Below are 25504 nucleotides of genomic sequence, written 5' to 3' on the forward strand. Positions count from 1 at the left end.
ACGGGAGTCTCTAGGGTCTCGGGGGTGCCGGCTCGGCGAGAACGCCCCAGCTGTCGTAAAGACGGGCGAGGTCGCGAAGGGCCGGATGGGTCAGCGTTCGGGTCAGGTAGTCTTTGATCCTGGGAATGTGACGCAGGTATTGCGGCTTTCCGTCCCTTTCGAGAAGGCGCACGAAGATGCCGAGAATCTTGGTCAGGCGCTGCGTCGCCATGATCGCGTAGGCCGTTTCGAAGGCGGCCGTGTCGAAGGCGGGATCGGCGGCTTGCCTTGCCTTTACATAGGCGGCGAAGAGGTGGCGTTCCAGCGCGGGCTCGACCGTGACGCGCGGGTCGTGGGCGAGCGCGGCGATGTCGTAGGCGGCGGGGCCGACCATCGCGTCCTGGAAGTCGAGGAAGGCGATGCGCTCGAGGCCCGTCCGCTCTGCGCGCCAGACGAGGTTCGGGGACTGGACGTCGCGCTGGACGAGGTGGGTCTCGGCGGCGTCGAGCGTGGTGAAGAGGGCTTCCCAGATGCGCTCGAAGTCCGCCCGCTCCGCCTGGCTGACGGGTGCGCCGCGCCCGTGCGGCATGTACCAGTCGGGCAGGAGGCTCGCTTCGATCGCCATCGCGCCGTGGTCGAAGGGCGGGACCTCGTAGGCCGTACCGTCCGGCAGGGACAAGCGGCGATCGAAGGGCGTGGCGTGGAGATGGGCTAGGGCCTCGGCAGCCGCTTCGTAGCGCTCGGGGATCGGGCGGCCGGTTGCATCGAGGACGCCGTCGCGGCCGAGATCCTCCATGAGGACGAAGCCGCGGTCGAGATCGAAGGCGTCGATGCGGGGCGCGGCGAGGCCGCGCGCCCGGAGCGCATGCGCCACGGCGACGAAGGGTGTGACGTTCTCAGCCGTGTGGGCGATGCGGGCGTAGGGCAGGCCGTTCTTCACCGGGGGGCCGAGCACGAGCGGGGGCGAATCCATCAGGATCAGGTTTTCGCCGCCGGCCGTCGTCAGCGTGTCGTAGGTGCGCGCCGAAGCGTCGCCGGGAAAGGGCGCGCGGATGGCGTCGGCGTGCCCCGCGCGGGCGAGAAAGGCGAGCATGGCGAGCTGGCGCTCGATGCGACGTGCGGCTTCCGGCAGAGCGCGGATCGCGGCGCGGCGGCCCCCGCCGGGGGCATCCTCCAGTGTCAGGTGGAGGTTGGCGAGGCGTAGAATGTCCGGCGCCTGTTCGGGCCATTCGGCGAGGACGATGCCGGTTTCCGCCGCTTCTTCGAAGCCGAGTTCCTCCAGTTCGCCGGGATCGCCGATCCGGTAGAGGTCGAAATGGGTGACGCGCGGGCGCGTCGGGTAGATCTGGACCAGCGTGTAGGTGGGGGAGGGGACTTCGAGTTCCGGGTCGCCCGCGACGGCCCTCAGGAGCGCGCGGGCAAAGGTGGTCTTGCCGGCGCCGAGCGGACCCGACAAGGCTAGAATGTCGCCCGGTCCGAGATGCGGGGCGAGGGCGGCGGCCAGGCGCTGCGTCGCCCCTTCGTCGGGCAGGTCCAGCGTGAACAGGCCGGTCGGAGGCGCCGGCTCCGGGGGTGCACCGCTCATTCGGCGGCGAGATCCCGGCGGTCGCGCTCCAGCGGGAAACGGCACTGCACCGTGGTGCCGCCCTTCGGCCCGGACAGGATCTCGACCTTGCCGCCGTGCAGCTCGACGAAGGAGCGCACGATCGACAGGCCGAGGCCGGCGCCCGACTGGCGCCCGCCCGACGGGTTGGTCTCGAAGCGCTCGAACAGGCGGGCGACCTCGGTGGGCGCGATCCCCGGGCCCTGGTCGGCGACGGAGAAGATCATCTCGCCGTCGCGCCGCACCGCCTTGAGGCGCACGGTGGAGCCGCCGGGCGCGAAGTTCGCGGCGTTGGACAGGAGATTGAAGAGGATTTGCGTGACGCGGTGCCCATCGGCGCGGAAGGTCGAGCCGGCCTGGCTAAGATCGATGTTGAGGGCGATGTCGTTTTCACGGAACCGGTCGCGCACCGCGTCCGCGGCATGGCCGACCGTGCCGGCGACGTCGACGTCGGTCAGGTCGAGATCCATGATGCCGGCGTCGATCGTCGCCAGATCCAGGATGTCGTTGACGATGGTGAGGAGCGAGGAGGTCGAGGTGCCGATATAGTCGAGATATTCCGACTGCCGGTCGTTGAGTGGGCCCGTCTCGGGTGAACGGAGGAGGGCGGAGAAGCCGATGATGTTGGTCAGCGGCGAGCGGAGCTCGTAGTTCACGTGCTGGACGAAGTCGCTTTTCAGGCGCGCGGCGTTTTCCAGCGCCTCGTTGCGCTCGCGCAGCATGCGCTCGGCCTCGCGCGCGTCGGAAATGTCGGTGAAGGTCAGCATGGTCTGGCCGGCCGGCAGCGGCACGATGCCATAGGCCTGGACGCGGCCATCGGACAGTTCGAACTCGCCCGATTCCGCCTCGCGCGGTCCCTCGTCGAAGGCGGTCACGGCGTGGGAGAAAGTCGACCATGTCGGCGAAGCCGCGCCGCCCGCCTCGCCCGCGCGGATGGAAACGGAGGCGGTCGCGGGGAAGGCGCGGATATGGGGCTTGGCGGCGAGGAACTCCTCCGACAGGCCCCAAAGCTCGGCGAAGATCGGGTTCGACAGGCGCAGGCGCCCGTCCTGGCCGAACACGGCGACGCCCTCGCGCAAGAAGTCGAGCGTTTCGCCTTGGAGGCGGACCAGCGCATTGAGGCGCGATTCGAGCTGTAGCTTTTCCGTCAGGTCCTCGAACACCCAGGTCGCGCCGCCGCGCGGCTCGGGGCTGGCGAAGACGCGCAGCGTGCGCCCGTCCGTCAGGTGCCACAGCGCCTCGGTCGGCTGCGTGGCGCGGTGGGCGGCGAGGATGTCGGCCTTCACGTCGCGTAGAGGGCGATCGTCCGGCAGGATTCCGCGCGAGCGCAGCTGGTCGAGGATGCCGCCATGGTCGGGCGCGGTCTCGAGATAGGCACTCGCAAGGTCGAACAGCCGTGCGAAGGCGGCGTTGTGGTAGAGAAGGCGGGTCTTCTCGTCGAAGCGCGCGATCGCGGTGGTGAGCTGGTCCAGCGTTTCGGAATGCGAGCGCACGGTCTCGTCGAACTCGCGCCGGATGGTCTCGGTGTCCGAAATGTCGATCGCAAGGCCCGCCGTGCCGAAGGGTCCGGCGGCGTCGACGACGCGGAAGTTGCGCCGATCGGCCTCGACCACGGCGTTGAGCTTGTCGGAAAAGCGGCCGGACTGGCGCGTCGTCGCCGCGATGCGCGCCCGGTCCTGCTCGTTCAGGAACTCGGTCTGGTCTTCCACCGCCGAGGTGACGCCGCGCGCGTCGACGGCCTTCGCATAGGCCTCATTGACCCAGATCAGGCGCCCTTCCTCGCTGCGCACCCACATCGGGATAGGCGCGGCATCGAATAGGGCCTGCATGGTTTCGATCATGCCGTTGGCCCGGTCGTGCTCGACCTTGAGGGCGCCAAGCTCCTCGCGCAGGCCCGACAGGGCAGAAAAGCGCACTGCGGCGAGTGCGCCGACCGTGCGTCCGACCACCTCGACGAGGCGCCCGTCCGGCTGCTCGATCTCCAGCCGGAACGGCTCGGCGCGCGAGCGCAGGCGCGAGATGGCGTCCAAGAGCTTCGCGCTCGCTTCCGCGCTCATCCATGAGGGAAAGTCGAGGAAGGCGATCGGGTCCGCCGGCAGGCCGAGCCCCTTGGGCAGAGCGCCGATGAGGTCCGGCGCGCCGCTTCCCGAGTAGACCAGAAGGCGCTGCCCGTCCTCGGCGAGCAGGCTGCCGCGCCGGTCGGCCTCGTTGAGCGCGTCGGCGAGTTCGGCCCGCAGCCGGGCGTTTTCGTCGGCGGTCGCTGCCTGCTGGCGGATCAGCCAGACGGCGGCGATCATCGCCGCGCCGATCGTCAGGCCGATCATCGCGAGATAAAGGAGGGACTCCGGGCCCATCGGGTTGGCGACGGCCTCCTGCGCGAGCGCCGCGCCCGGCCAGGCGACGAGCGCCACGCCAAGGCAGGCCGCCCCGCGCGGCGCGCGGCCGGAGCAGGGCGTCCAACGGGTTGAGCTTCGGCCGATCCCCCGATCCGCCGCCTGATGTGATTCGCGCGTCCGCATCCCGTCCTTCTCAGCGGCCGCTTCCTAGCGAACGACCGTCCCCGTCTCGCCATCCGTTCCCCAACGGGAAGGCGAGCCGCGAATCTAAACGGTGGATAACCTCCCGCAAAGCGCTTGGGGTAACCAAGACGCAAAAAAGAAAAGGCGCCGAGGGGGTTGCCATCGGCGCCTTTGTCCTATCCCGGCCACGCTTCGCGCGCGGATCGAAACGCGTTCTAGTAGCGGTAATGCTCGGCCTTGAAGGGTCCCTGCGGCGTCACGCCGATATAGGCCGCCTGTTCGTTCGACAGGGTCGAGAGCCTTGCGCCAAGCTTGTCGAGATGAAGACGCGCGACCTTCTCGTCGAGATGCTTGGGCAGGACATAGACCTGGTTGGCGTACTGGCCGCCCTTGGTGAAGAGCTCGATCTGGGCCAGCGTCTGGTTGGTGAACGAGGCCGACATCACGAAGCTCGGGTGGCCGGTCGCGTTGCCGAGGTTGAGGAGGCGCCCTTCGGACAGGAGCAGCATGCGCTTGCCGTCCGGGAAGGTCACCATGTCGACCTGCGGCTTGATGTTGGTCCAGGTCAGGTTCTTGAGCGCGGCGACCTGAATCTCGTTGTCGAAATGGCCGATATTGCCGACGATGCACATGTCCTTGACCGTGCGCATCGTGTCCAGCGTCACGACGTCCTTGTTGCCGGTCGTGGTGATGATGATGTCGGCGGTGGGGGCGGCATCCTCGAGGGTGACGACCTCGAACCCGTCCATCGCCGCCTGGAGCGCGCAGATAGGGTCGACCTCGGTCACCTTGACGCGCGCGCCCGCGCCCTGGAGCGAGGCGGCCGAGCCCTTGCCGACGTCGCCGTAGCCGCAGACGACCGCGACCTTGCCGGCCATCATCACGTCCGTGGCGCGGCGGATACCGTCGACGAGCGATTCCTTGCAGCCGTACTTGTTGTCGAACTTCGACTTCGTCACGCTGTCGTTGACGTTGATCGCGGGGAAGGGAAGAAGCCCCTTCTTCTGCAGCTGATAGAGCCGGTTGACGCCCGTCGTCGTTTCCTCGGTCACGCCCTTGATGGCGTCGCGCTGGCGCGCGAAGAAGCCGGGGGTCTGGCCCATGCGCTTTCGGATCTGCGCGAAGAGAACCTCTTCCTCCTCCGAACTCGGATTGGACAGAACGTCCTCGCCGGCTTCGGCGCGCGCGCCGAGGAGGATGTACATCGTGGCGTCGCCGCCGTCGTCGAGGATCATATTGGAGGGCTGGTTGTCCGGCCACTGGAAGATGCGGTCGGTGTAGTCCCAGTACTCCGTCAGGCTTTCGCCCTTGACCGCGAAGACAGGCGTGCCGGTCGCCGCGATCGCGGCCGCCGCGTGGTCCTGCGTGGAGAAGATGTTGCAGGAGGCCCAGCGGACCTCCGCGCCAAGCGCCTGCAGCGTCTCGATCAGGACGGCGGTCTGGATCGTCATGTGGAGCGAGCCGGTGATGCGCGCGCCCTTCAAGGGCTGTTCGGCCCCGAACTCCTCGCGGCAGGCCATGAGGCCCGGCATCTCGGTTTCGGCGATGTCGAGTTCCTTGCGGCCCCAGTCGGCCAGCGACAGATCCTTGACGACGAAATCACCGTTGGCGGCAGTCATGATGTCTACTCCTTGGCGCTCCGGTTCCCCGACGCGATGGGGAGAGCAGGGCCGCTTGAACCCCCGGAGCTTGCGGGGCGCGGCCGATCGGCCGCTTCCTTAGCAGGCAGCGGGGAGGAATGATATAAGGAAATCCTTATACGTTTATCTCGTCAGCAATCCTCGCCGAAGCGATTGGCGACGAGATCGGCGATGGCCCGCATCGCGTCGTCGGCGTCCGGCCCTTCGGCACGCACGTCGATCGTGGTTCCCTGGCCGGCGGCCAGCATCATCAGGCCCATGATCGACTGGCCGCCCACCGACAGCCCGTCGCGCGAGATGGTGATCGCGGCGGAGAACCCTTCCGCGAGCTGCACGAACTTGGCCGAAGCGCGGGCGTGGAGACCCTTGCGGTTGACGATCGTCAGCGTCCGCTCGACGGCCGGGTCCCCGCTGGCGCTGACCCCCGGCATCGACTGGGAAACGGGCTCTGTCTTGCTCATGTCGGGGCCAGCGGGGGTTCGAGCTCGGGACAACTACTTGCCGCTGAGGATGCGGCTGGCGACGGCGATATACTTGCGGCCCGCATCCTGGGCGGCGACCAGGGCCTCGTCCATCGGCTTCTCGCCCCGGACGCTCGCGAGCTTGATCAGCATGGGCAGATTGACGCCGGCCAGAACGTCGATGGCGCCCTCGTCCATGACGGAAATGGCCAGATTGGACGGCGTCCCGCCGAACATGTCGGTCAGGATGATCACGCCCTTGCCGCGCTCGGCATCGCGAACCGCCTGGAGGATGTCGAGCCGGCGCTGCTCCATGTCGTCGTCCGGACCGATGCAGATCGTCTCGAACGCTTCCTGGCGACCCACCACATGCTCGACGGCAAGCTTGAATTCACGCGCGAGCTGGCCATGCGTCACCAGCACCAGTCCAATCATACGTCGTTCACTCCGGGCACTGCCCCCTGGTTGAGCATCCGATTGTGCGCCTGCGATCAAATTGCTGCAAGGCGCGTCAAGTCACACCACCCGGAATCTTTCCAGAAAGCGCCAACCCCTGAATGCGTGGGGCGGCAGGCGCCGATCCCGGACGACGTGACCTTGCTGCATTGCAAAATCACGAGGTCGGTCGAACGTTCCAGAAGGCGGCGTTTCGAGCGAGGGTGAGGAGAATATCGGCGCCGAAGCCCGGGTCGCGTTCGGGCAGCCGGATGCGGCGCAGGCGGGCGCTCCCGAGCGTCTCGAACTCAGGCTCGGGCATGCGCGCGACGGTCTCGCGCGGCACGAGGTCCACCACGAGATCGAGGCGGACGGGAGACGCGAAGGTCTCCGGGAGAAGGCCGATACCACGCACCTCGATCAGCCCCCGGATCGCGTCGGGCGCTTCGGCGAGGACGTCGTCGCCCTCTTGCGTCACGAAGATCTGATCGTCGGATACGAGGCAGGCGTCGAGGCCCGCCGCTTCGCCACGCCGGAGCGCGGACAGCGCCAGCGAGGACTTGCCGCTGCCCGAAGGCCCGCGAAGAAGGATGCCGCGCCCGCCGAGCCGGATCGCCGTGCCATGAAGTTGGATCCGCCTCACGCGTCGCAGGGAAGCTGGACGGTGAAGCGCGCGCCCGCGATGCCGCCGGGCGCCTTCGGGTCGAGGATGTTCTCGGCCCGGATCTCGCCGCCGTGCGCTTCCACGATCTGGCGCGAGATCGACAGGCCGAGGCCGGAATTCTGGCCGAAGGATTCCGCGCCCGGCCGGTCGGTGTAGAAGCGCTCGAAGATGCGCTCGATCTTCTCGGCTTGAATGCCGGGTCCGTTGTCCTCGATCGTCACCGTGCAGGAGCGTGTGCGCCGTTGGAGGCGAACGCCGATGCGCCCCGCATCGTCGGGCACGAAGGAACGCGCGTTGTCGATGAGATTGGTGAAGACCTGGCTGAGGCGAAGGTCGTGGCCGGAGATCCGATAGGTCTTGGGCGTCGGGGGCGCTGCGACGGAAAGCTCGATCGCCACCGTCTGCCCCGGCTTCACATGGGCCCGAGCCCCATCCACCACGGATTCGACGAGGGCCGCCAGGTCGACCTCGCCCGCGACCTCGCGCGCCAGTTCCGCGTCGAGGCGCGAGGCGTCGGAAATGTCGGTGATCAGCCGGTCGAGCCGCTTCACGTCGTGCTGGATCACCGCCAGCAGCCGCTCGCGCGAATGCTCGTTGCGCGCCAAGGGCAGGGTTTCCACCGCCGAGCGGAGCGAGGTCAGCGGGTTCTTCAACTCGTGGCTGACATCGGCCGCGAAACTCTCGATCGCATCCATTCGCGCATAAAGCGCCACCGTCATGTCGCGGATGGAGGAGGCGAGGTGGCCGACCTCGTCGGCGCGGTCGCCGAAGTCGGGGATCTCCTCGCGCGCGTTGATGCCGCGCCGGACGCGCACGGCGGCGGCCGACAGGCGGCGAAGCGGCGTCGCGATCGTGGAGGCGAGAAGGATCGACAGGATCACGGTGACGAGGGCGGCGACCGCGAAGGTGCGCACGATCGCCATGCGCTCGGCCTGGACGATCCGGTCGATGTCGCCCCCTTGCGTCGAGAGAAGCAGAACGCCGAGGACGGCGCGAAAGCGCTGGATCGGCACGGCGACGGAGACGATCATCTCGCCGTTCTCGGTGGAGCGGACGAGGGCGCGCGGCCCCCCGGTGAGCGCGCTCATGACTTCCGGATAGGTCGAACCCGAGCCGCCCGGCGTTTCCTTATAGATCGGCAGGTCGCCGTGGCCGAGGAAGCGGCCGGTCTCGCGGCTGATCCAGGCGAAGACGCCGGTTTCCTCTTCCTGCTCCACCGGGGGCAGGTCGTAGCGCAGGATTTGGCCGCGCGAATAAAGATGACGCGAATCGAGGATCAGGTTGGCGTCGCGGTCGTAGAGACGCGCGCGCGTGCGTGTCGGCGAGATCAGACGGCGCAGGAGCGGGGCGACACGTTCGGGATTGATCGGGAAGTCGAGGGATTCCGACAGGTCCGGATTGGGCTGGAGCGTCGCCCCCGCCTGGAGTTCGAGAAGGCGCTCGGGATCGAGGGTGATCGAGTTGGTCTCGACCGTCGCCGACGCCGCGATGGCGCTCGCGATGATCTCGCCCTGCGTCAGCAGGCTTTCGACGCGCGCGTCGATCAGCCCTTCGCGGAACTGGTTGAGGTAGAGGATGCCCGAAACCAGAACTACGAGCGCAACCAGGTTCAGGAAGACGATGCGCCGGGTCAGCGAGGAGAAGATCGAGTGGCCGAGGAGGCGCCGGACGCGGATCACCAGCCGGCGCACGAAGGGGGCGCGCCGCCAGCGCATGCGCGCGGCGCGCCGGCGAGCAGGCGTTTCCGTCGTCGTGTGGCTGGCGATCCCCAAGCGAGACTCCCCCTCAGATCTCGCGGAAGCGGTAGCCCACTCCGTAAAGCGTCTCGATCATGTCGAAGTCGTCGTCGATCGCCTTGAACTTCTTGCGCAGCCGCTTGATGTGGCTGTCGATCGTCCGGTCGTCGACATAGACCTGCTCGTCGTAGGCGGCGTCCATCAGCGCGTCGCGGCTCTTCACGACGCCAGGCCGCTGGGCAAGCGAATGCAGGATCAGGAACTCGGTGACGGTGAGCGTCACCGGCTGGCCCATCCAGGTGCAGGTGTGGCGCTCCTGGTCCATCACCAGCTGGCCGCGCTCCAGCGAAGATTCCGGGCTCGGGCCCGTCTTGCCCGCGCCCCCTTCGCGCGGGGCGCCGCGCCGGAGGATGGCACGCACGCGCTCCACCAGGAGACGTTGGCTGAACGGTTTGCGGATATAATCGTCGGCGCCCATCTTGAGGCCGAAAAGCTCATCGATCTCCTCGTCCTTGGAGGTCAGGAAGATCACCGGCAGGTCGCTCTTCTGACGAAGGCGGCGCAAAAGCTCCATGCCGTCCATGCGCGGCATCTTGATGTCGAAGATGGCGAGCTGCGGCGGGCGGGCCGACAGGCCTTCCAGCGCGGATGCGCCGTCCGTGTAGGTTTCGACGCGGTAGCCTTCGTTCTCCAGGGCGATCGACACCGATGTCAGGATGTTGCGATCATCATCCACCAGCGCGATCGTGGGCATCGTGTTCGAACTCCTGTCCTGGCCCGCCGATACGAGGCAGGCCTTCCAAAATCTGCGGCGCCCACCGCGGTCGCTTGCGTGCGATCGGGCGTGTCCGCTTGATTCGTTGTGACAGGCAAATGTGGCAGGGGTGGCGCTTTTGCAACGGTTTTGCCGCAAAAGCGAAGGGAAACCGCGCGTCCGACCGCAAAAAGCGTGAGCGTTTCGGGTTTGGGCGCTGCCAGGCGTCCGGCTCGGCAGCGCCCGGCACGTTCTTAAAGATCGACCTTGACGTTCTCCGTCGTGTCGGGGCGCGGCTTGTCGCCGACATAGGCCTTGGCGAATTCCCAGGCCTGCGTGATCTTGTTGGACGTCACGTCCCAGATCTCGGCCTGGCTGGGGCGGATCACCAGAACCGCCGTGTTCGGGCCGTCCTTGCCGCCCGGCATCCAGGCTTCCGCCTGCGGGTCCCAGGCTTCGTCGATCCGGGCGCGGTCGGTGGACAGGCTAGCCGTGCCCGAGACCGCCACGTATTCTTCCTTCTGGACAAAGGAGCAGGCGACCTGCGCGTCGGCTTCGATCTCGTCCACCTTGTGCGAGTTCTTGTCGGTGATGAAGAGGATCTCGCCGCGCTCGCGCGAGATGCGGGGCGCCATCGGGCGCGAGCGCAGCTTGCCCCCGTCGCGCGTCGTCACCATGCAGGTCTGGAAATCCTCGACCATGTCCCAGAACTTCTCGGCCGGCTGCTCGCTCATCGTGCGTCCTTTCGCGTATCGCGTTGGCATTCGAGCGACAACGCGCGTCGGCCCCAAAAGTGCCGGACGAGAACGAAGCCAAGCGGGTTGGTCCGCTATCCGCGGCGCCCGCGCCAAAAATATTTCGTGGTGATTTAACCCGATTAGAGTTCTCGATCTAACCGATTTAGAGTGCTATTCCCCAATTTAAATCGTTTTATTCGCCTGGTTCTAAGTATTGTCGGAGTTTTCGAACAGTTGCCGACTTCGAGAGTCCACGATATTTGCTTGCGCTACCCGGGTGTTCCGGTGACGGTGTAGGGAACGAGCGACATGGAAGAAATCGGGATCCGCAACCCGACGAGCGGGATCGAGACGACGGGTCTCTCCGGGCTGTCCTCCCTGCGCTGGAACCTCGGCGAAGGCGAACTCGTGGAAACCGCGATCCGCCGAGGCGAGGCGAAGCTGACGTCGCACGGCGCGCTTCTCGTCACCACGGGTCAGCACACCGGCCGCAGTCCGAAGGACAAGTTCGTCGTGCGCGACGAGACCACCGAGGACCGGATCTGGTGGGACAACAACAAGCCGATGTCGCGCGAGGCGTTCGAGCGCCTTTACGCCGACTTCCAGGCGCATGCGCAGGGGCGCGACCTGTTCGTTCAAGATCTCGTCGGCGGCGCCGACAAGGCCAATGCGATCCGGGCTCGCGTCGTCACCGAGTTCGCCTGGCACTCGCTGTTCATCCGCAACCTCCTGATCCGCCCGAGCCGCGAGGAGCTCGCGAGCTTCGTGCCGGAGCTGACGATCATCGACCTGCCGTCCTTCCGGGCCGATCCCGAGCGCCACGGCTGCCGCACCGAGACGGTGATCGCCTGCGATTTTTCGCGCAACATCATCCTGATCGGCGGCACGACCTATGCCGGCGAGATGAAGAAGTCGGTGTTCACCGTCCTGAACTACCGTTTGCCGGAAACCGGCGTGATGCCGATGCACTGCTCGGCCAATGTGGGCGCTGCGGGTGACGCGGCCGTGTTCTTCGGCTTGTCCGGCACCGGCAAGACGACGCTCTCGGCCGACCCGTCGCGCACGCTGGTCGGCGACGACGAGCACGGCTGGGGTGAAAACGGCATCTTCAACTTCGAGGGCGGCTGCTACGCCAAGACGATCCGCCTGTCGGCCGAGGCCGAGCCGGAAATCTTCGCCACGACCCGCATGTTCGGAACGGTCCTGGAAAACGTCGTTCTCGACGAGAACCGCGTGCCCGACTTCGACGACGCCTCGCTCACCGAGAACACGCGCGCCGCCTATCCCCTGCACTTCATCCCGAACGCCAGCGACACGGGACTTGCCGCCCATCCGAAGAACATCATCATGCTGACGGCGGACGCCTTCGGCGTGATGCCCCCGATCGCCAAGCTGACGCCGGATCAGGCGATGTACCACTTCCTGTCCGGCTACACGGCCAAGGTGGCGGGCACCGAAAAGGGTGTGACGGAGCCCGAAGCCACGTTCTCGACCTGCTTCGGCGCGCCCTTCATGCCGCGCCATCCCGCCGAATACGGCAACCTCCTGCGCGATCTCATCGCCCGCCACGGCGTCGACTGCTGGCTGGTCTCGACGGGCTGGACCGGGGGCGCCTACGGCACGGGTAAGCGCATGCCGATCAGGGCGACGCGCGCGCTCCTGGCCGCCGCCCTCGACGGATCGCTGAAAGGCGCCGAGTTCCGCACCGATCCGCATTTCGGCTTCCAGGTGCCGGTCGCGGTGCCGGGCGTCGAGGCGGCGATCCTCGACCCGCGCTCGACTTGGGCCGACCCCGCCGCCTACGACGCGCAGGCCCGCAAGCTCGCCTCCATGTTCCGGGCGAACTTCGAGAAGTTCGAGGACCACGTGGAAGCGGGCGTGATCGACGCCTCGCCGACCGTGGCGCTCGCCGCCGAGTAAGGCGTCCGCCGCATCGTCTCCTGGGGAGGAGGCCAAGGGGCTCGCGATCCTTAAGGGGTCGCGGGCCTCTTTCCGTTTGGATGCGCCCGCTCCAGCCTCGGTTGCGGCCTGCGTCGGCCGGCCGGGGAGCGGCTCGCCGATGCCGTTTCGGCCGGAAGCGGTCTTCGTCCATTCGTCTTCTCGGCCCGGCCGCACTTCGGCGGGTAGGCGATCCTCGCGATCCAACGCGTTATGCGCGTGGACGTCGTTCGAAGGGTGATTGCGGGCTCTCCAACTGGCCCTGTATGTCTGGCACCTGGAACGAGAGGCGGTGAAGACATGAGCGAGATTGCCTCGGAGCGAGGTCTTAAGGTGAGTGCTCGCGTTCTGATCCCGGACGACGAGCTTTCGGAAACCTTCATCCGCTCCGCCGGGCCCGGCGGCCAGAACGTCAACAAGGTCGCGACGAGCGTTCAGCTTCGCTTCACGGCGGGTGCGTCCTCGGTTCTATCGGACGAGGTGAAGGCGCGCCTCCTGAAGCTCGCCGGTCAGCGCGCGACGAAGGAGGGCGAGGTCCTGATCGAGGCCTCGCGCTTTCGCACGCAGGAGCGCAACCGGGCCGATGCGCGCGAGCGCCTCGTCGAACTGGTGCGGGCGGCTCTCGTGCCGCCGCCCCCGCCGCGGCGCAAGACGAAGCCGTCCAAGGGATCGATCGAGCGCCGTCTTCAGGCCAAGAAGGGGCGCGGCGGCATCAAGCGCATGCGGGGCAGGGTCGAAGACTGAGGCGAGCGGGTGCCGCCGGCAGCTCTCAGCCGTGCGCCAGGGGGGCGTCTCCTTGCGAGATCGCGCGGGCGCGGCTGGCCCAGGTTCCGGCGGTCTGCGGCTTGATGAAGAGGGTCGTCACATCCGGCACTTCCGTCTTCAGGCGGTTCTCGATGCGCCCGACGCAGGCCTCGATCTCGGGCGCGCTCATATGGTCCTCGAACTCGGCGCTGAGCGCGGCGACGATCTGCCGGGGGCCGAGATGGGTCGTCACCACGCCGTTGGCGCTGCGCACCGCCGGGTCGGCCTCGGCGATGCGCAGGATCGCCTCCTGAACGGCCGGCAGTGCCGGCTCGCCGATCAGGAGCCCCTTGCTTTCGCGCGCCAGGAAGATCGCGACGCCCGTCAGAACCAGTCCGATGCCGATCGAGGCGACGCCATCGAGCGCCGGCTCGCCCAGCCATTCGGCTAGGAAGATGCCAAGAAAGGCGATCGCCAGTCCGATCAACGCCGCCGTGTCTTCCAGAAGAACGGTGAAGGTCGTCGGATCCTTGCTGCGCCGGATCGCTTCGAGATAGCCGAGCGTGCCCTTTTCGCGGTTGAGCTCGCGCAGCGCGACGATCCAGGAAAAGCCCTCGAACAGGAACGAGGCGCCGAGCACGGCATAGTTCCAGCCTGCGTTCTCGATCGGCTCCGGGTTCGCGATGTGGTGGATGCCCTGGTAGATCGAAACGCCGGCCCCCAGCGCGAAGACCAGAAGCGCGACGATGAAGCTCCAGAAGTAGAGTTCGCGCCCGTGCCCCAGCGGATGCGTCCGGTCCGCCGGCCTTTCGGCCCGGCGCATGCCGTAGAGGAGGAGGACCTCGTTGCCCGTGTCGACGAGGGAGTGGACGCCTTCGCTGAGCATGGCCGAGGAGCCGGTGAAGAACGCCGCGCCGAACTTGGTCAGCGCGATCAGGAAGTTTCCGCCAAGCGCGGCGTAGACCACCGTCTTCGATCCATCCGCCACGCGCCGTCTCCCCATCCGAATGACAGGGGATATGGCGTGGAAGCGCATAAGGTCGATGGAGCTCGGCCGCCGTTCACGGCTGCCAGTCGCGCATCTCCAAGGCATGCCCGCCGAGCTTCTGAAACGCGCGCTGCCGGCAGGAGAAGACGATGATCTGCTGGTCGCGCGACTGGCGGTGGAGGGCGTCGAACATCCGCTCGATCCGGTCGTCGTCGGAATACACGAGCGCGTCGTCGAGGATGACAGGTGCCGGCTGTCCGTCGCGCGCCAGGAGCCGGGCGAAGGCAAGACGCGTCAGGACCGACAATTGCTCGCGCATGCCCCCGCTCAAGCGCTCCACCTCCTCGTCCAGCCCGTTGCGGCGGATCGTCTGGGGCAGGAGCGTCCGGTCGTCGAAGACGATGGAGGCGTCGTCGAAGAGAAGGCCGAGAAGCGGCTTCAGTTCGGCCATCACGGGTTTCAGATAGAGTTCGCGCGCCTCTGCGCGCGCTCTCTCCAGCGCTCCCCCGAGCGTTTGGAGAACGGCGACCTCGCGCTCGAAGGCGGCCACCTGCGCGTCGGCCGCCGACAGCGCCTCGGCGGTTTCGCGCCAGGCTTCCTCCACCGCGTCCTCCGAACGGGCGCGAATTTCCGCGCCGAGTTCGGACAGTTGCAGTTCGAGCTTCTGGATCTCCTTCTCCGCGCTTTCCGCCACCGAGCGCGCCCGCCGGACGGTGGCCTCTAGGGAGGCGAGGTCGGCAGCGGCGGCGCGCAGGTCGCCGGCGCGCCGGCTCGCATCCTCGAAGGCCTCGTCGAGGGTGCGCCGCTCGGCTTCGAGCGCCGCGCGGCGATCCTCGCGCTCGTCCTCGCGTCCGAGGATCGCCTCCATGTGGACCTTGTCGGCGTTCAAGGCGGCCAGCGCCGTATGCGCTTCCAGAATGGCCTCCTCGGCGCGCTGGCGCATCGGCTCCGCTTCACGGGCGGCCTCGCGCGCGTGCTGGCGGCGTGTGTCGGCTTCTACCAGAAGCGCGCGCAGCGCGGCCGGATCGCCGTCCGGCTCCGGCGCGGCGTCGCCCGTCGGCGTATGCGCGGCGACCTCGGCGCGCAGCTTGGCCAAGCCTTCGGGCGCGAGAAGCGCGAGGCGGGCGCGCAGCCCTTCCGCCTCGCGTCCCGCCCGCTCGGCCTCCGCCTGACGCGCACGCGCGGAGGCGAGGTCCGGCACCGCGAGCGCCGCCAGCGCCGCGCGCCGCCGCTCCCGGCACTTCGTCAGCTGCTCGTCGCCGGCGGCCGCCCGGTTGGAGCGCAGCGTGATCGTGCCGACGCCCGCCACATGAAGGCTCGCCTGCGAGCCGTAGCTGCGCGTTTCTCCCTCAGTGAGCGGGGCGCCGTCGAGGGTCGCGCGAATATCGCCGTTCGCCTCGTAGGCGATCGAGACGCTCGGGCGCGCGGCTTCCGCGACCGCTTCCAGCCGGGCGATCTCGATTTCCAGCGCCTGGAGGTCGTCGATCGCGCGTGGGCTGATCCGCAAGGGCTCGAGGCCGGCCTCGCAGGCTTCCAGCGCTTGACGCGTCGTCTCCGCTTGGCGCATGCGGTCCCGGAGTCCGGCGAAGCGCGCGGCGGCGTCGCGCGCGCGCGTCGCCGCATCCAGGCGGGCGAGCCCGTTGCGAGCCTCCGCCTGCGCCGCTTCCGCCGCCTCGCCGTTCCGGCGCGCCGCTTCCAAAACGGCGGCCGCTTCGTCGCGCCTCCGGGTGGCCTCAAGGCGCCGGCTCTCGGTTTCGCCCAGCTTGGCTCGGAGATCGCCGGCCTTGATCCGAGCTCCCTGAAACGCCTCAAGGGTCCGGCGGGCGCTCTCGCTGCGCTCGCGCGCCAGGCGAAGCTCGGCCTCGGCGGCCTTCAGTCTTTCGGCATGCGCCCGGGCGAGGTCGAAGGCGGCCTCCGCCCGCTCGATCGCCGCCCGGCGCGAAAGACGGTCGTCCTCCCGGTCGAGCTCGGCGAGACGCCGGGCGGCCAGAGCCCGCTTGTCCAGCGCCTCGCGCAGCTGCGCGACCTCGGCGGAAAGCTTCGCCTCGCGCGCGGCCAGCGCCTTTTGCTCCTCGATCGCGGCGGCGTATCGCCCGCCGGCCTTCGGGCCTCGCTTGGTCACGAGCCGGTCGAGCTCGTCCGCCACCCTCGCCATGATCTCGGCCATGCGCCGGCCGCCGGTCACGGCTTCCACCTCGCCCTGCACCGATTCCAGAAGCGTCGCGCGGGTTTGCCGCTCGCCGTCCTCCTCGGACTTGGAACGGCGCTCGAGACCGGTGACGCCCTGGCGCACCCAGAGAAGACCGGCCGGGCCGCCCGTTCCGCCCTTCACGAGGCCGGAGATGAAGTTCTCCGCCTCGTCGGCCTGATGGAGAATGCGCCCGGTTCCTAAGTCGCTGACGCGGGCGTTCTTGCCGGCGTAATACTGCTTGGCGATGCGAAAGCGCCCCGCCGCCGTCTCGATGTCCACCTCGACGAGCGGGCTGCCGCCGCTGTAGGGGCGCAGGCGCTGAACCTCGCCGGGCGTTCCCGAATAGGGCTGGAAGAACAGGGCGTGCAGCGCCTCGAAGCTCGTGGACTTGCCGAACTCGTTGGCCGCGCAAAGGACGTTGACGCCGTCGCCGAAACCCTCGATCGCGACCCCTCGTCCGGCGAAGCGCCGGACGTTGTGAAGGCGAAGCGCGTGGATCCTCATGCCGCCACCGTCTGCGACAGGGCATAAAGGCGAGCCAGCGCGGCGCGCGCGATCTCGCGCTCCGAACCGGCGAGTCCGGCGTCCTCCGATCGGCGCAGGAGTGCGTCCGCCGCCTCGCGCAGCGCCCCCGCGCGGTCGATCCGGTCGAGGTCCTCGACCTCGCACTCGCTGATCAGCCCTTCCGCGTCGAGTGCGAGATGGGCGAACTCGGGCACCGCATGCGCCACCGCTTCGAGAAGCGCCGTTCGATCGGCCAAGCGCACCGTTCCGGTGACGCTGAGCTGAACCAGCGTCTGTCGCCGCGCGTCGGGGGGTGGGAGACGGGAGGCAAGGGTGCCCACGGCATCCTCGCCGTTCATCAGGTGCAGCTCCAGGACGCGCCAGGAAAAGCTCGCGGTCGGCAGCGACGCGGCCTCGGGCAGGGCACCCGGGGCGTCGAGCCGGATCAGGAGCGCTTCGCCCGGCCGGTCGTGCTTGAAGCGGTCGGGCTCGGGCGCGCCGCTGTAGCGCGTGCGCGGATCCACCGTCATCGCCCCGTGCCAGTCGCCGAGCGCCAGATAGTCGAGCCCGGCGCGGCGCGCCCGGTCGGGCGCCAGGATGTCGGCGCCCGAACCTTCCTCCGAGAAGCTCTGGATCGGACCGTGAGCAAGCCCGATGCGCAGCGTGCCTTCGGGCGTGGCGGCAGCGTCCATCCATTCCGTCAGGTCCCGGCCCGGGCGACGGGTGGTGCAAGGGGCCGGCAGAAGAACGGCTCGGCCCCCGAGTTCGATCGGGCGCGCTTCGACGGCGAGGATCACGTTGGGCGGCGCCTCGGCCTTGAGGCTGGCCCAGAGTTGCGAAGCCTGGAGCGAATCGTGGTTGCCCGGCAGGATCACCCAGCGGATCGGCGCGTGGCGCGCCATTTCGACCAGCGCCTGACGGCGGATGTCAGGGGCGGGGGTTTCGGTGTCGAACGTGTCGCCCGCCAGAAGGATCGTCTCGGCACCGGTGTCGCGCGCGTGGCCAGCAAGGCGAGACAGGACGCCGTGGCGCGCTTCGCGCAGGCGGCCGGGCAGATCTCCACCGAGATGGCCGAAGCGCTTGCCCAGATGCAGGTCGCTCGAATGGATGAAACGGATCATGCGGGACCTTGCGGGTTCGAAACGCGGCCGGCGAGCGGTGCGTTCGAACGCCCCTTCGGTTTCGGGAGGCGGTTTCGATGCCGAATGCTGTAGCCGGGGGGCGAAGACGAGGGCAAGCCGCGATCGGACGCGAAGCGGGACGGCGGGCGGGTCTCAGGCCGAGCGCAGCGCGGTCCTGCCTTCCGGGCGTCGAAGCGTGGGCGGTCGGATTTTCTCGGGCGAGGTCGGGCGGCCGATGAGGTAGCCCTGGATCTGGTCGATCCGGTATTCGCGCATCAGGGCGAGCTGCCAGGGGTGCTCCACACCCTCCACCAGGATCTGCTTGGAGCGGTTGCGAACGAGCGCGATGATGTCCTGCATCATCGCCGCCCCTTGCGGGGTGGCACAGTCGGCCAGGAACGAGCGGTCGATCTTGACCGTGTCGAAGTCGATCAGCCGCAGCCAGGACAGGCCGGCGAACCCGGTGCCGAAGTCGTCGAGCCAGATGCGGATGCCGAGCTGCTTCAACTCGGCGATGCAGCGCAGGACGCCCGAGTTGATCTCGAGTTCCAGCCCTTCGGTGATCTCGAAGGCGAGCCGGTTGCCCTCGACGTTGGTTTCCCCGAGGATCGCGGCGATCGACGCCGAGAAGCCGGGCGCCCGCAGCTGAACGGCCGATACGTTGACGCTGACCACCGGAATGCGATCGTCGCACAGGATCTCGCGGCAGACGGTGCGCACCGCCCAGCGACCGAGTTCCAGGATGGCGCCCGTGCGCTCCGCGATCGGGATGAAGACGCTGGGCGGAACGCTGGTCCCGTCGAGCATGCGCAGGCGCATCAGCGCCTCGGCCGCGTCCATGCGCCCCGTCGCCACGTTCTGGATCGGCTGGTAGGCGAGCGACACGAGGTCCTGCGCCACCGCGATGCGCAGGAGCGCGGCGATGTTCTCGCTGTCGTCGTTGCCCTGCGGGTCGCCGGGGTCGAACAGGCGCACGCAGTTCCGCCCGCTCGCCTTGGCGGCGTAGAGCGCCCGGTCGGCCTCGTTGATCAGGCGCTCGAGCTTCGCCCCGTTCTGCGGGCGGGTCAGCGAAGCGCCGACGCTCGCGGTCACCACATCCTCGCCGTCGCGCCGGTGCTGGTGGGGAAGCGCGAGCGTCACCACCGCCAGCCGGATCAGCTCGGCCAAGGCGTCGAGTTCGTCCGTGTTGGCGACGCGGGCGAGAACGATGAACTCCTCGCCGCCGTAGCGGCCGAGCGAAGCGCCGTAGGGCTTGATCGTGCCGGCCAGGGTCTCGCCCACGCGCAGAAGGCAGCGATCCCCCTCCTGGTGCCCGTAGTAGTCGTTGTAGCTCTTGAAGAAGTCGATATCGATCAGGATGGCGGAGAACGGTGCTCCGTGGGTCTTCCAATCGTTCCAGAGGTGGCGCAGCTTCTCGTCGATCGAGCGGCGGTTCTCCAGCCCCGTCAGGGGATCGGTGTTGGACAGGCGGAAAAGCTCCCGGCTGCGCTGGAGCACCTCGTCTTCGCGGATCTCGGCCTTCAGCGCGTTGAGGAACACGTTGTAGCGCTCGATGTTGAGCTTCATGTTCACATAGGCGTTCAAGGCGAAGCACGAGACGTAGAAGGTCCCGAAGGCCATCACGTAGGGGATGGAAACGGTGGTGAGCGAGAAGATCGCGGCGAAGAAGGCGAGGACCATCAGGATCGAGGCCGTGTTCGCCGTCCGCGGCTTGAAGTTGAAGAACAGGCAGGCGACCATGACGAAGATCGTGCCGAAGATCATGTAGTAGGAAACGCTGAGCGCCTGCGCACTCGAGATCGCCACGCCCAGCCATCCGAGATAGCAGACGACCACGATCCCGGCGCACACCGCGTCGAAGCGCTCGGCGTCGACCCGCAAGCGCCACATGCCCTCCACCGTCGCCAGCGCGAGAAGGCCGAGCCCGACGCGCACGAACAATGTCAGACCTGCGACGTCGGGAAGAAGGACAGCGTCCAGACCGAGAAACAGGACGTAGATGACGACCGCCGCCCACATGCTGAAGCGGGCGTCGCGGCGGCGATGCAAGGTGCGGCGCTTGTTGTAGAGGTGGCGCAACTGGGGGGAGGCCGCGGCCCACCACGGCCTTGCCAGTTCGCTGTCCACCAGGTTGGCCAGATCGGCGTCCGATGCCATCGTCATCGCCCCTGGCATGTCCGCATCACACGCGAACGCGGCTTCGAGCGAAGCGGGCCTCTCATGTGAAGGGCGTTGGTCATCACGTTCCTACTCCGACATCCCTATCCGGGAGCATCGTGCACCCCGTCGGCGAAAGGCCAGCTTCGAATCGTCAGTCCTAAAGGACAAATCCTAAACCCCTGTTTTCGGCACCAGCAGACGCACGCGAAATCGCGCCACACCCTCTCCGACCCCTTAATGCGGTGGAGTTGTGGGAAGCTCCATCCTCATAACCGGAAGTTCTAATCCGGTGGAGACAGAAGCCGATTCGATGGCTTATGGTTAACAAGTCATTAACCTTGAAGTATCGATATGAGCCAAGTTCAATTCGACATCGACGGCGAAACCCTCATCACGCGCGAGCAGATCGCCGGTGCGACGTCCGCGACCCTGCCGAGCGATATGCTGGCTCAGGCCGAGGCGCAGCTGGCTCTTCTCCTCGGCATTACGCAAGGTCGCCTCGCGAGCGGGACGCAGGCCGGGGCGGCGGTCGGCTACCTCTTCGCCGAGCTGCACAAGCTGCGCGCGGCGGTTGCACCCGAGAACTGGCAGGCTCTGGTGCCGCAGGCGCAGCGGCATCCGGTCGCCGAGCTCCTCCACCAGGATCCGTTCACCGCCTGGTCCTTCGACAAGCCGCGCGGCTATTCCGGCGACGCACGCCTTCTCGACTTCATCTATCGCCATCCGAGCGTCGAGACGCTCGTGGCGGACGCGACGCCGCTCGGCCGTGCGATCTACGACTACACGAGCAGCGCGCCTGCGGCGGCGGCCGTTCGCGAGCGGCGCGAGATCCTGGCGCAGACTGTCGACAGGACGGCGGAGCGGGCCCCGGGCGCCGAAATCCTGACGATCGCGGGCGGCCATCTGCGCGAGGCCGGGCTGACGGCGGCGCTCGAGGCGGGGCGCATCGGCCGTTGGATCGTCCTCGACCAGGACCCGATGAGCGTCGGCTCCATGGTTCGCGACTTTTCGGGAAGCGTGGTCGAGGCCCGCGACGGCTCGGTGAAGGGGCTTCTGGGCAAGACCTATTCGCTCGGCACGTTCGACTGCGTGTATGCCGCGGGCCTCTACGACTATCTGCCGGAGAACGCCGCCATCCGGCTGACGCGCGTCTGCCTCGACCTCCTGAAGCCGGGCGGCGAGTTCCTGTTCGCTAACTTCAACCGGGAGATCGACGACGACGGCTACATGGAAACCTTCATGAACTGGCCGTTGCTCCTGCGTTCGGAGGCGGAAATGCGCGAGATCGCCGATGCCAGCATGCAGGGCGTCGAGGGAACGAGCGAGATCTTCTACGGCGCCAATCGCAACATCATCTACGGCATCTGCCGCAAGGCGAACTGAGGCGGCCACACCGCCCGTTCCCCCCGGCCGCGCAGACGCGCCGCCGGGGGGGCGAGATGAGACAGTGAGGCGAGGGCGTCACACCAAGCCCGAGACACGGCCGGTCCTGCAGAAAATATGGAACCACTTCGGCCCGCCAGTCTTGAATCGAGCCGGTGCCCCTATCCCGGCCATGCATCCGAGGCTGTCATGACCCCACTCGCCCGATCCGTCACGAGCTCGCACCTCCAGGGTGCGGTGCGTCGGGCTATGGCGCACACCTCGTCGTTTCGCATCGACTCCGAACTGCCCGATGCCTTTCGGCGCCGTCTGGAAGAACTCGACCGCGTGACGTCCGACCAGGACCGAGGCGAAGCGAGACCGTTCGGCAAAGCCGTGTCCGTGTCGTCGTCTGCGCGCTAGGAGCGACTGTCTCCGGTTCGAGGGGCACTCTCGTCGGCCTCGCGCGTCATTTCCACCATCGACGGGCGAAAACCGGCCTTTTCGAAAAAGGCGCGCGCCCGCTCGTTGCGATACGCGGTGGATAGAACGATCCGCGGCGCCCTCCGGGTTCGAAACTTGGCCAGCACCGCGTCGAGGAGGCGCCATCCGGCGCCCTGTCCCCGATGCGCCGGGTCCACCATCAGATCGTGGATCACGCCGGCGGGGCCGCGCAGCGACATGTAGTCGGTCCCTTCCATCGCGGCATAGACGTATCCGATCACCGCGTCGCCCGAGTGGGCCGCCAGGATGACGACATCCGGGCGCTCGAGTTCGCCGAGCAGATAGTCGGCATAGCCCTGCGGCGTGGCGGAATCGGGGGAAATGAAGCGTTCGGGGTCGAAGTCGTGATGCAGGCGCACGAGCATCGCGCCGAGCCGTCCGATAGCCGCCATGTCGGCCGGGCGCGCGGGCTCCACGCGCAAGGGGAGGGGCGAGGTCGCCTTCATTCAACGCTCGTCCGCTGGCCGGTGCGGGATCCCGGAACCCTTGTTCGCCGCGCGCCAGCGCGCGGCGAAAGGCTCATCGGGCAGGCCGATGCCGGTCAGGAAGCGCATCGGCAGGCTGGCGCGAAGACCCGACGCGTCCAGCCGCTCGATACGTCCGAACAGCTGCCGCTCGAGGCACAGGTGGACGAGCCGCAGTCCGAAGTCCGAAGGGGGCGCCGAGGCGCCGGCGCCCGGCGGCGAGATCCATTCGAGACGAAGGCTTTCCCCCTCGATCGCGGTGCGTAGAACCACCGGCTGCGGGCCCCCCAAGCCGCCGTGAAGGCGTTGGTTCACGGCGAGTTCGTGCAGCGCCTGCGCCATCGGCGCGACCGCTTCCGCCCGCATCGCGATCTCCGGTCCCTCGCAGCGGATCGGCACCCGCTCTTCCTCGGCCGTGCGCGCCGCAAGCTTCGACAGGGCGGTGGCGGACCATTCGGAATGCGACAAGAGGTCGTGGGCGCGCGACAGGGCCATGATCCGGCCCGACGCTCTATCCGCAAGCGCCTCGTCGCTTCCGGGACTGCGAAGGGTATGGTTGACGACCGACAGGAGAACCGAGAGCGTGTTGCGGACGCGGTGGTTCAGTTCGGCGAGAAGAAGGTCCTTCTGGCGGTCGCGCTCGCGAAGGGAGCGGTCGGACGCTTCCAGTGCGCCGGCAATGGCTTCCAACTCGCCCACCCGGCCCTGCCGACGGGCCCCGCCGGTTCCGGTGCCGGTGGCCGCTGCCATGGCCTGAAGCGAGACGACCTCGCGCACCAGTCGGCGGGAGTAAAGACGCGCCAGAGCGACGGATGTCGCCAGCGTCAGGAGAATAACGGCACCCACACCGAGAGCCAGCCACCGGACCGGAGCATCGAGCGCGGAACGCGGCACTGCCACCACCACGCGCCAGTCGCTGGTGTCGAGCTTGTCGAAGGCTGCGAAGACCGGGGCTCCACTGAGCGAAGTGGTTTCGGGGATGGTGCCCGACCGGACGCCGTCGATCGCCTCCAGAAACTGGGCCGGGGCCGCTTGCCCGATGAACCGATCCTGCGCCAGCGAGCGCGCGATCACGCGGCCTCTGCCGTCCAGTACCGTCGCGATCCAGTCCGCAGGGAGCCCGGCATTCGAGGGGATTTCGCCGATCATGTCCGGCGAGATCGCCATGTTCATCGCGTATCGCACCGCGCCGCCCACTTCGAGCGGGACATCGACGAGAATGTAGCTTTGATGGGTAAGAGCGCCGGTATAAAGGTCCGAAACGGTGGGCTGGCCTTGCGAGAAGACGCGCGCATCCGCTTCCAGGAGCGCCGGGTCGTAGCTCGTGGGCAGCGGCGACCCGGCCGGCAGGAGCGTGTTCATCACTTGCCTGTGCGCCCGGTCGCGTACGGAGATCAACGTTCCGCGCGTTTCCAGGAGCTTGAGCGCCTGCGTGCGCAGGGCGGTGAAATCCTCACGCTCCACGTTCGGCGAGGTGGCGAGCGCCTGGAGGGCGGCCTTCATGGCTTCGAGCTCGCGGTCGAGCTGGCTTCGGATCGCCGCCGCCGCGTCCGCGGCGGATTCCTCGACCCGCTGGTGTTCGGAAGCCGCGTACCACCAGCCGAGACCGGCACACAGCACCAGCTGAGGCAGGAGAATCAGCGCGGCGAAGATCAGAAGATGCCATCGGATCGGCAGCGTGCGGCGCGCAGCGCGGGTGTCTGCGTCGCCCTCGCACTCCCCTTCCGAGCCGCGGCAGGGTGGCGAGGGCGACCCGCGCTCGCCCGCAAGGAAGCGGCGTCGAGCCGAAGGCCGACCAAGCAGCCGGACAGGGGTCTCCTTGCAGGATCGAGCCGGATCGGGAACGCGCATGGGAACTTCGGACGACGACCTTCGACGACGGGACGGGGCCCGCTTCTGTCGCCGCACAGATAGGAGTGCGATCCACCATGGAAAGCCGCCGGAAACCACGAGGGCGACGAGGCACCCTCAAGGCCCACGGCCGGGCCTGCATTCCCTAGCCCTTCAGGAGCCACTCGTGCTCGGGCGCATTGTGGAAACGCCAGGTGCGGCGAGGACCTGCCATCACGTTGAGATAATAAAGATCGTACCCGTGCACGGTCGCGCAGGGGTGGTAGCCCTTGGGAACCAGCGTCACGTCGCCGTCCTCCACGGCCATGGCCTCGTCGATCTCGCGCACACCCCGCTCGTCCCGGTCGGTGTAGACGCGCTGGAACGCGAACCCTTGAGGCGGGTTCAAGCGGTGGTAGTAGGTTTCCTCCAGCGCCGATTCGCGCGGCAGGTCGTCCTGGTCGTGGCGGTGCGGCGGGTAGCTTGACGTGTTGCCGGCGGGGGTGACGACCTCCACCACGAGAAGACTGTCGGCTTCGGCGGTTTCTGGCAGGATGTTGGCGACATGGCGGACATTGGCGCCGCGTCCGCGAACCTCCTGACCGACTTCGTCCTCGCCGATCAAGCGGGCGGGGCGCGCGCCGGGCGTTCCCGGTGCGGTGCACACGGCAAGTTCCACCGCCGTCTCGGCCACCACCTGCCAAGGGGCGCCGGCCGGCGCATAAACCGAGGCAGGCTTGCCCTCGAAGGGCGACATACGTCGTCCGACGGCGCCGAAGTCTTCGCCTCCCGCCGCGATCCGTGCCCGGCCCGAAACGAGAACGAGGCAGACTTCGCGGCTGTCCTCGCCGCCTGAAAGCGTCTCTCCCGGTTTCAGCTTGTGAAGCGCGAAGCCGACATAGGTCCAGCCGGCGTTTCGGGGCGTGATCTCCATAACCTTGCCGGCTTCGGCACCGGGTTTCACGAGTAGCTTCGGCATCGTCGCCTCTTCCTCAGTGCCGCCACCCGACCGATAGCAAATGCCGGCGAGGTTGCGATTTGTCATTGCCATATAAGCCGCGAGACGCCCTCTGACGGCGGGCCGGCGCTTTCGGTGCGCGAGGCTCCACCGGATCAAGGGCCCAGCTTCCGCGACCGTCACCTTTGAAGCATACGGTCGGACCACCCACA

At 67.9% G+C, this 25504-nt stretch carries 20 protein-coding genes; 4 read left to right on the forward strand and 16 right to left on the reverse strand.

Annotated elements, in window-relative coordinates:
- Positions 1–10 precede the first annotated feature (10 nt).
- The 9 genes from tsaE to H7A85_RS14470 form a co-directional block, all read right to left on the reverse strand.
- Positions 11–1564: a tRNA (adenosine(37)-N6)-threonylcarbamoyltransferase complex ATPase subunit type 1 TsaE gene (tsaE, locus tag H7A85_RS14430; protein WP_182086659.1), complete on the reverse strand. Its 1554-nt coding sequence runs from the start codon at positions 1562–1564 to the stop codon at positions 11–13.
- Positions 1561–3993 carry a PAS domain-containing sensor histidine kinase gene (locus H7A85_RS14435; RefSeq protein WP_244631202.1) on the reverse strand — a complete coding sequence of 811 codons (2433 nt, stop codon included), beginning with the start codon at positions 3991–3993 and terminating at the stop codon, positions 1561–1563. Before H7A85_RS14435 ends, tsaE begins: the two co-directional genes overlap by 4 nt.
- 323 nt (positions 3994–4316) lie before the next feature.
- Entirely contained in the window at positions 4317–5720 is a 1404-nt protein-coding gene (gene ahcY, locus H7A85_RS14440) for an adenosylhomocysteinase (RefSeq protein ID WP_182086661.1), read from the reverse strand.
- A 152-nt stretch (positions 5721–5872) separates the two neighbouring features.
- Positions 5873–6172, reverse strand: coding sequence for an HPr family phosphocarrier protein (locus H7A85_RS14445; RefSeq protein WP_244631217.1), 300 nt, complete (start codon positions 6170–6172; stop codon positions 5873–5875).
- 63 nt (positions 6173–6235) lie between these two features.
- Positions 6236–6637 carry a PTS sugar transporter subunit IIA gene (locus tag H7A85_RS14450; protein ID WP_182086663.1) on the reverse strand — a complete coding sequence of 134 codons (402 nt, stop codon included), beginning with the start codon at positions 6635–6637 and terminating at the stop codon, positions 6236–6238.
- 178 nt (positions 6638–6815) lie between these two features.
- Positions 6816–7280: an HPr kinase/phosphatase C-terminal domain-containing protein gene (locus tag H7A85_RS14455; protein WP_182086664.1), complete on the reverse strand. Its 465-nt coding sequence runs from the start codon at positions 7278–7280 to the stop codon at positions 6816–6818.
- A complete protein-coding gene (locus H7A85_RS14460) occupies positions 7277–9016 on the reverse strand; it encodes a stimulus-sensing domain-containing protein (RefSeq protein ID WP_182086783.1) in 1740 nt (579 codons plus the stop codon). Before H7A85_RS14460 ends, H7A85_RS14455 begins: the two co-directional genes overlap by 4 nt.
- Positions 9017–9086: 70 nt before the next feature.
- The gene (locus tag H7A85_RS14465; RefSeq protein WP_182086665.1) at positions 9087–9791 is read right to left on the reverse strand and encodes a response regulator transcription factor; all 705 of its coding nucleotides are present in this window, start codon (positions 9789–9791) and stop codon (positions 9087–9089) included.
- Positions 9792–10045: 254 nt separating this feature from the next.
- The gene (locus H7A85_RS14470; protein WP_182086666.1) at positions 10046–10525 is read right to left on the reverse strand and encodes a pyridoxamine 5'-phosphate oxidase family protein; all 480 of its coding nucleotides are present in this window, start codon (positions 10523–10525) and stop codon (positions 10046–10048) included.
- 312 nt (positions 10526–10837) lie between these two features.
- Between H7A85_RS14470 and H7A85_RS14475 the strand changes: the two genes are divergently transcribed.
- Both H7A85_RS14475 and arfB read left to right on the forward strand, forming a co-directional pair.
- Entirely contained in the window at positions 10838–12448 is a 1611-nt protein-coding gene (locus H7A85_RS14475) for a phosphoenolpyruvate carboxykinase (protein WP_182086667.1), read from the forward strand.
- Positions 12449–12766: 318 nt separating this feature from the next.
- Complete coding sequence (gene arfB / locus H7A85_RS14480) at positions 12767–13210, forward strand: alternative ribosome rescue aminoacyl-tRNA hydrolase ArfB (protein ID WP_182086668.1); 444 nt, start codon at positions 12767–12769, stop codon at positions 13208–13210.
- Between the two features lie 25 nt (positions 13211–13235).
- On the opposite strand, the gene H7A85_RS14485 is transcribed toward arfB, so the two are convergent.
- The 4 genes from H7A85_RS14485 to H7A85_RS14500 all read right to left on the reverse strand — a co-directional run bounded on the left by H7A85_RS14485 (position 13236) and on the right by H7A85_RS14500 (position 20177).
- On the reverse strand, positions 13236–14198 hold the full coding sequence (locus tag H7A85_RS14485) for a cation diffusion facilitator family transporter (protein ID WP_244631203.1): 963 nt from the start codon (positions 14196–14198) through the stop codon (positions 13236–13238).
- A gap of 73 nt (positions 14199–14271) precedes the next feature.
- The gene (locus H7A85_RS14490) at positions 14272–16893 is read right to left on the reverse strand and encodes an AAA family ATPase (RefSeq protein WP_182086670.1); all 2622 of its coding nucleotides are present in this window, start codon (positions 16891–16893) and stop codon (positions 14272–14274) included.
- On the reverse strand, positions 16890–18014 hold the full coding sequence (locus H7A85_RS14495) for a DNA repair exonuclease (RefSeq protein WP_182086671.1): 1125 nt from the start codon (positions 18012–18014) through the stop codon (positions 16890–16892). Before H7A85_RS14495 ends, H7A85_RS14490 begins: the two co-directional genes overlap by 4 nt.
- 153 nt (positions 18015–18167) lie before the next feature.
- Positions 18168–20177 (reverse strand): EAL domain-containing protein, encoded by a 2010-nt coding sequence (locus tag H7A85_RS14500; protein WP_244631204.1) that lies wholly within the window; start codon positions 20175–20177, stop codon positions 18168–18170.
- A 348-nt stretch (positions 20178–20525) separates the two neighbouring features.
- Between H7A85_RS14500 and H7A85_RS14505 the strand changes: the two genes are divergently transcribed.
- Together H7A85_RS14505 and H7A85_RS14510 are read left to right on the forward strand one after the other, a co-directional pair.
- Entirely contained in the window at positions 20526–21557 is a 1032-nt protein-coding gene (locus H7A85_RS14505; protein WP_182086672.1) for a class I SAM-dependent methyltransferase, read from the forward strand.
- 189 nt (positions 21558–21746) lie between these two features.
- Positions 21747–21959 (forward strand): hypothetical protein, encoded by a 213-nt coding sequence (locus H7A85_RS14510; RefSeq protein WP_182086673.1) that lies wholly within the window; start codon positions 21747–21749, stop codon positions 21957–21959.
- Here the strand turns inward: H7A85_RS14510 and H7A85_RS14515 are convergent.
- From H7A85_RS14515 to iolB, 3 genes are all read right to left on the reverse strand, one after another.
- A complete protein-coding gene (locus H7A85_RS14515; RefSeq protein ID WP_182086674.1) occupies positions 21956–22486 on the reverse strand; it encodes a GNAT family N-acetyltransferase in 531 nt (176 codons plus the stop codon). The two genes, H7A85_RS14510 and H7A85_RS14515, sit on opposite strands and share 4 nt — an antisense overlap.
- Positions 22487–24355 carry a sensor histidine kinase gene (locus tag H7A85_RS14520; protein WP_182086675.1) on the reverse strand — a complete coding sequence of 623 codons (1869 nt, stop codon included), beginning with the start codon at positions 24353–24355 and terminating at the stop codon, positions 22487–22489.
- Between the two features lie 145 nt (positions 24356–24500).
- The gene (gene iolB / locus H7A85_RS14525) at positions 24501–25313 is read right to left on the reverse strand and encodes a 5-deoxy-glucuronate isomerase (RefSeq protein WP_182086676.1); all 813 of its coding nucleotides are present in this window, start codon (positions 25311–25313) and stop codon (positions 24501–24503) included.
- Between the last annotated feature and the right edge of the window lie 191 nt (positions 25314–25504).

Origin of the sequence: Aureimonas sp. ME7 (assembly GCF_903970965.1) — a bacterium.
In the GTDB taxonomy this organism is placed as follows: Bacteria; Pseudomonadota; Alphaproteobacteria; order Rhizobiales; family Rhizobiaceae; genus Aureimonas.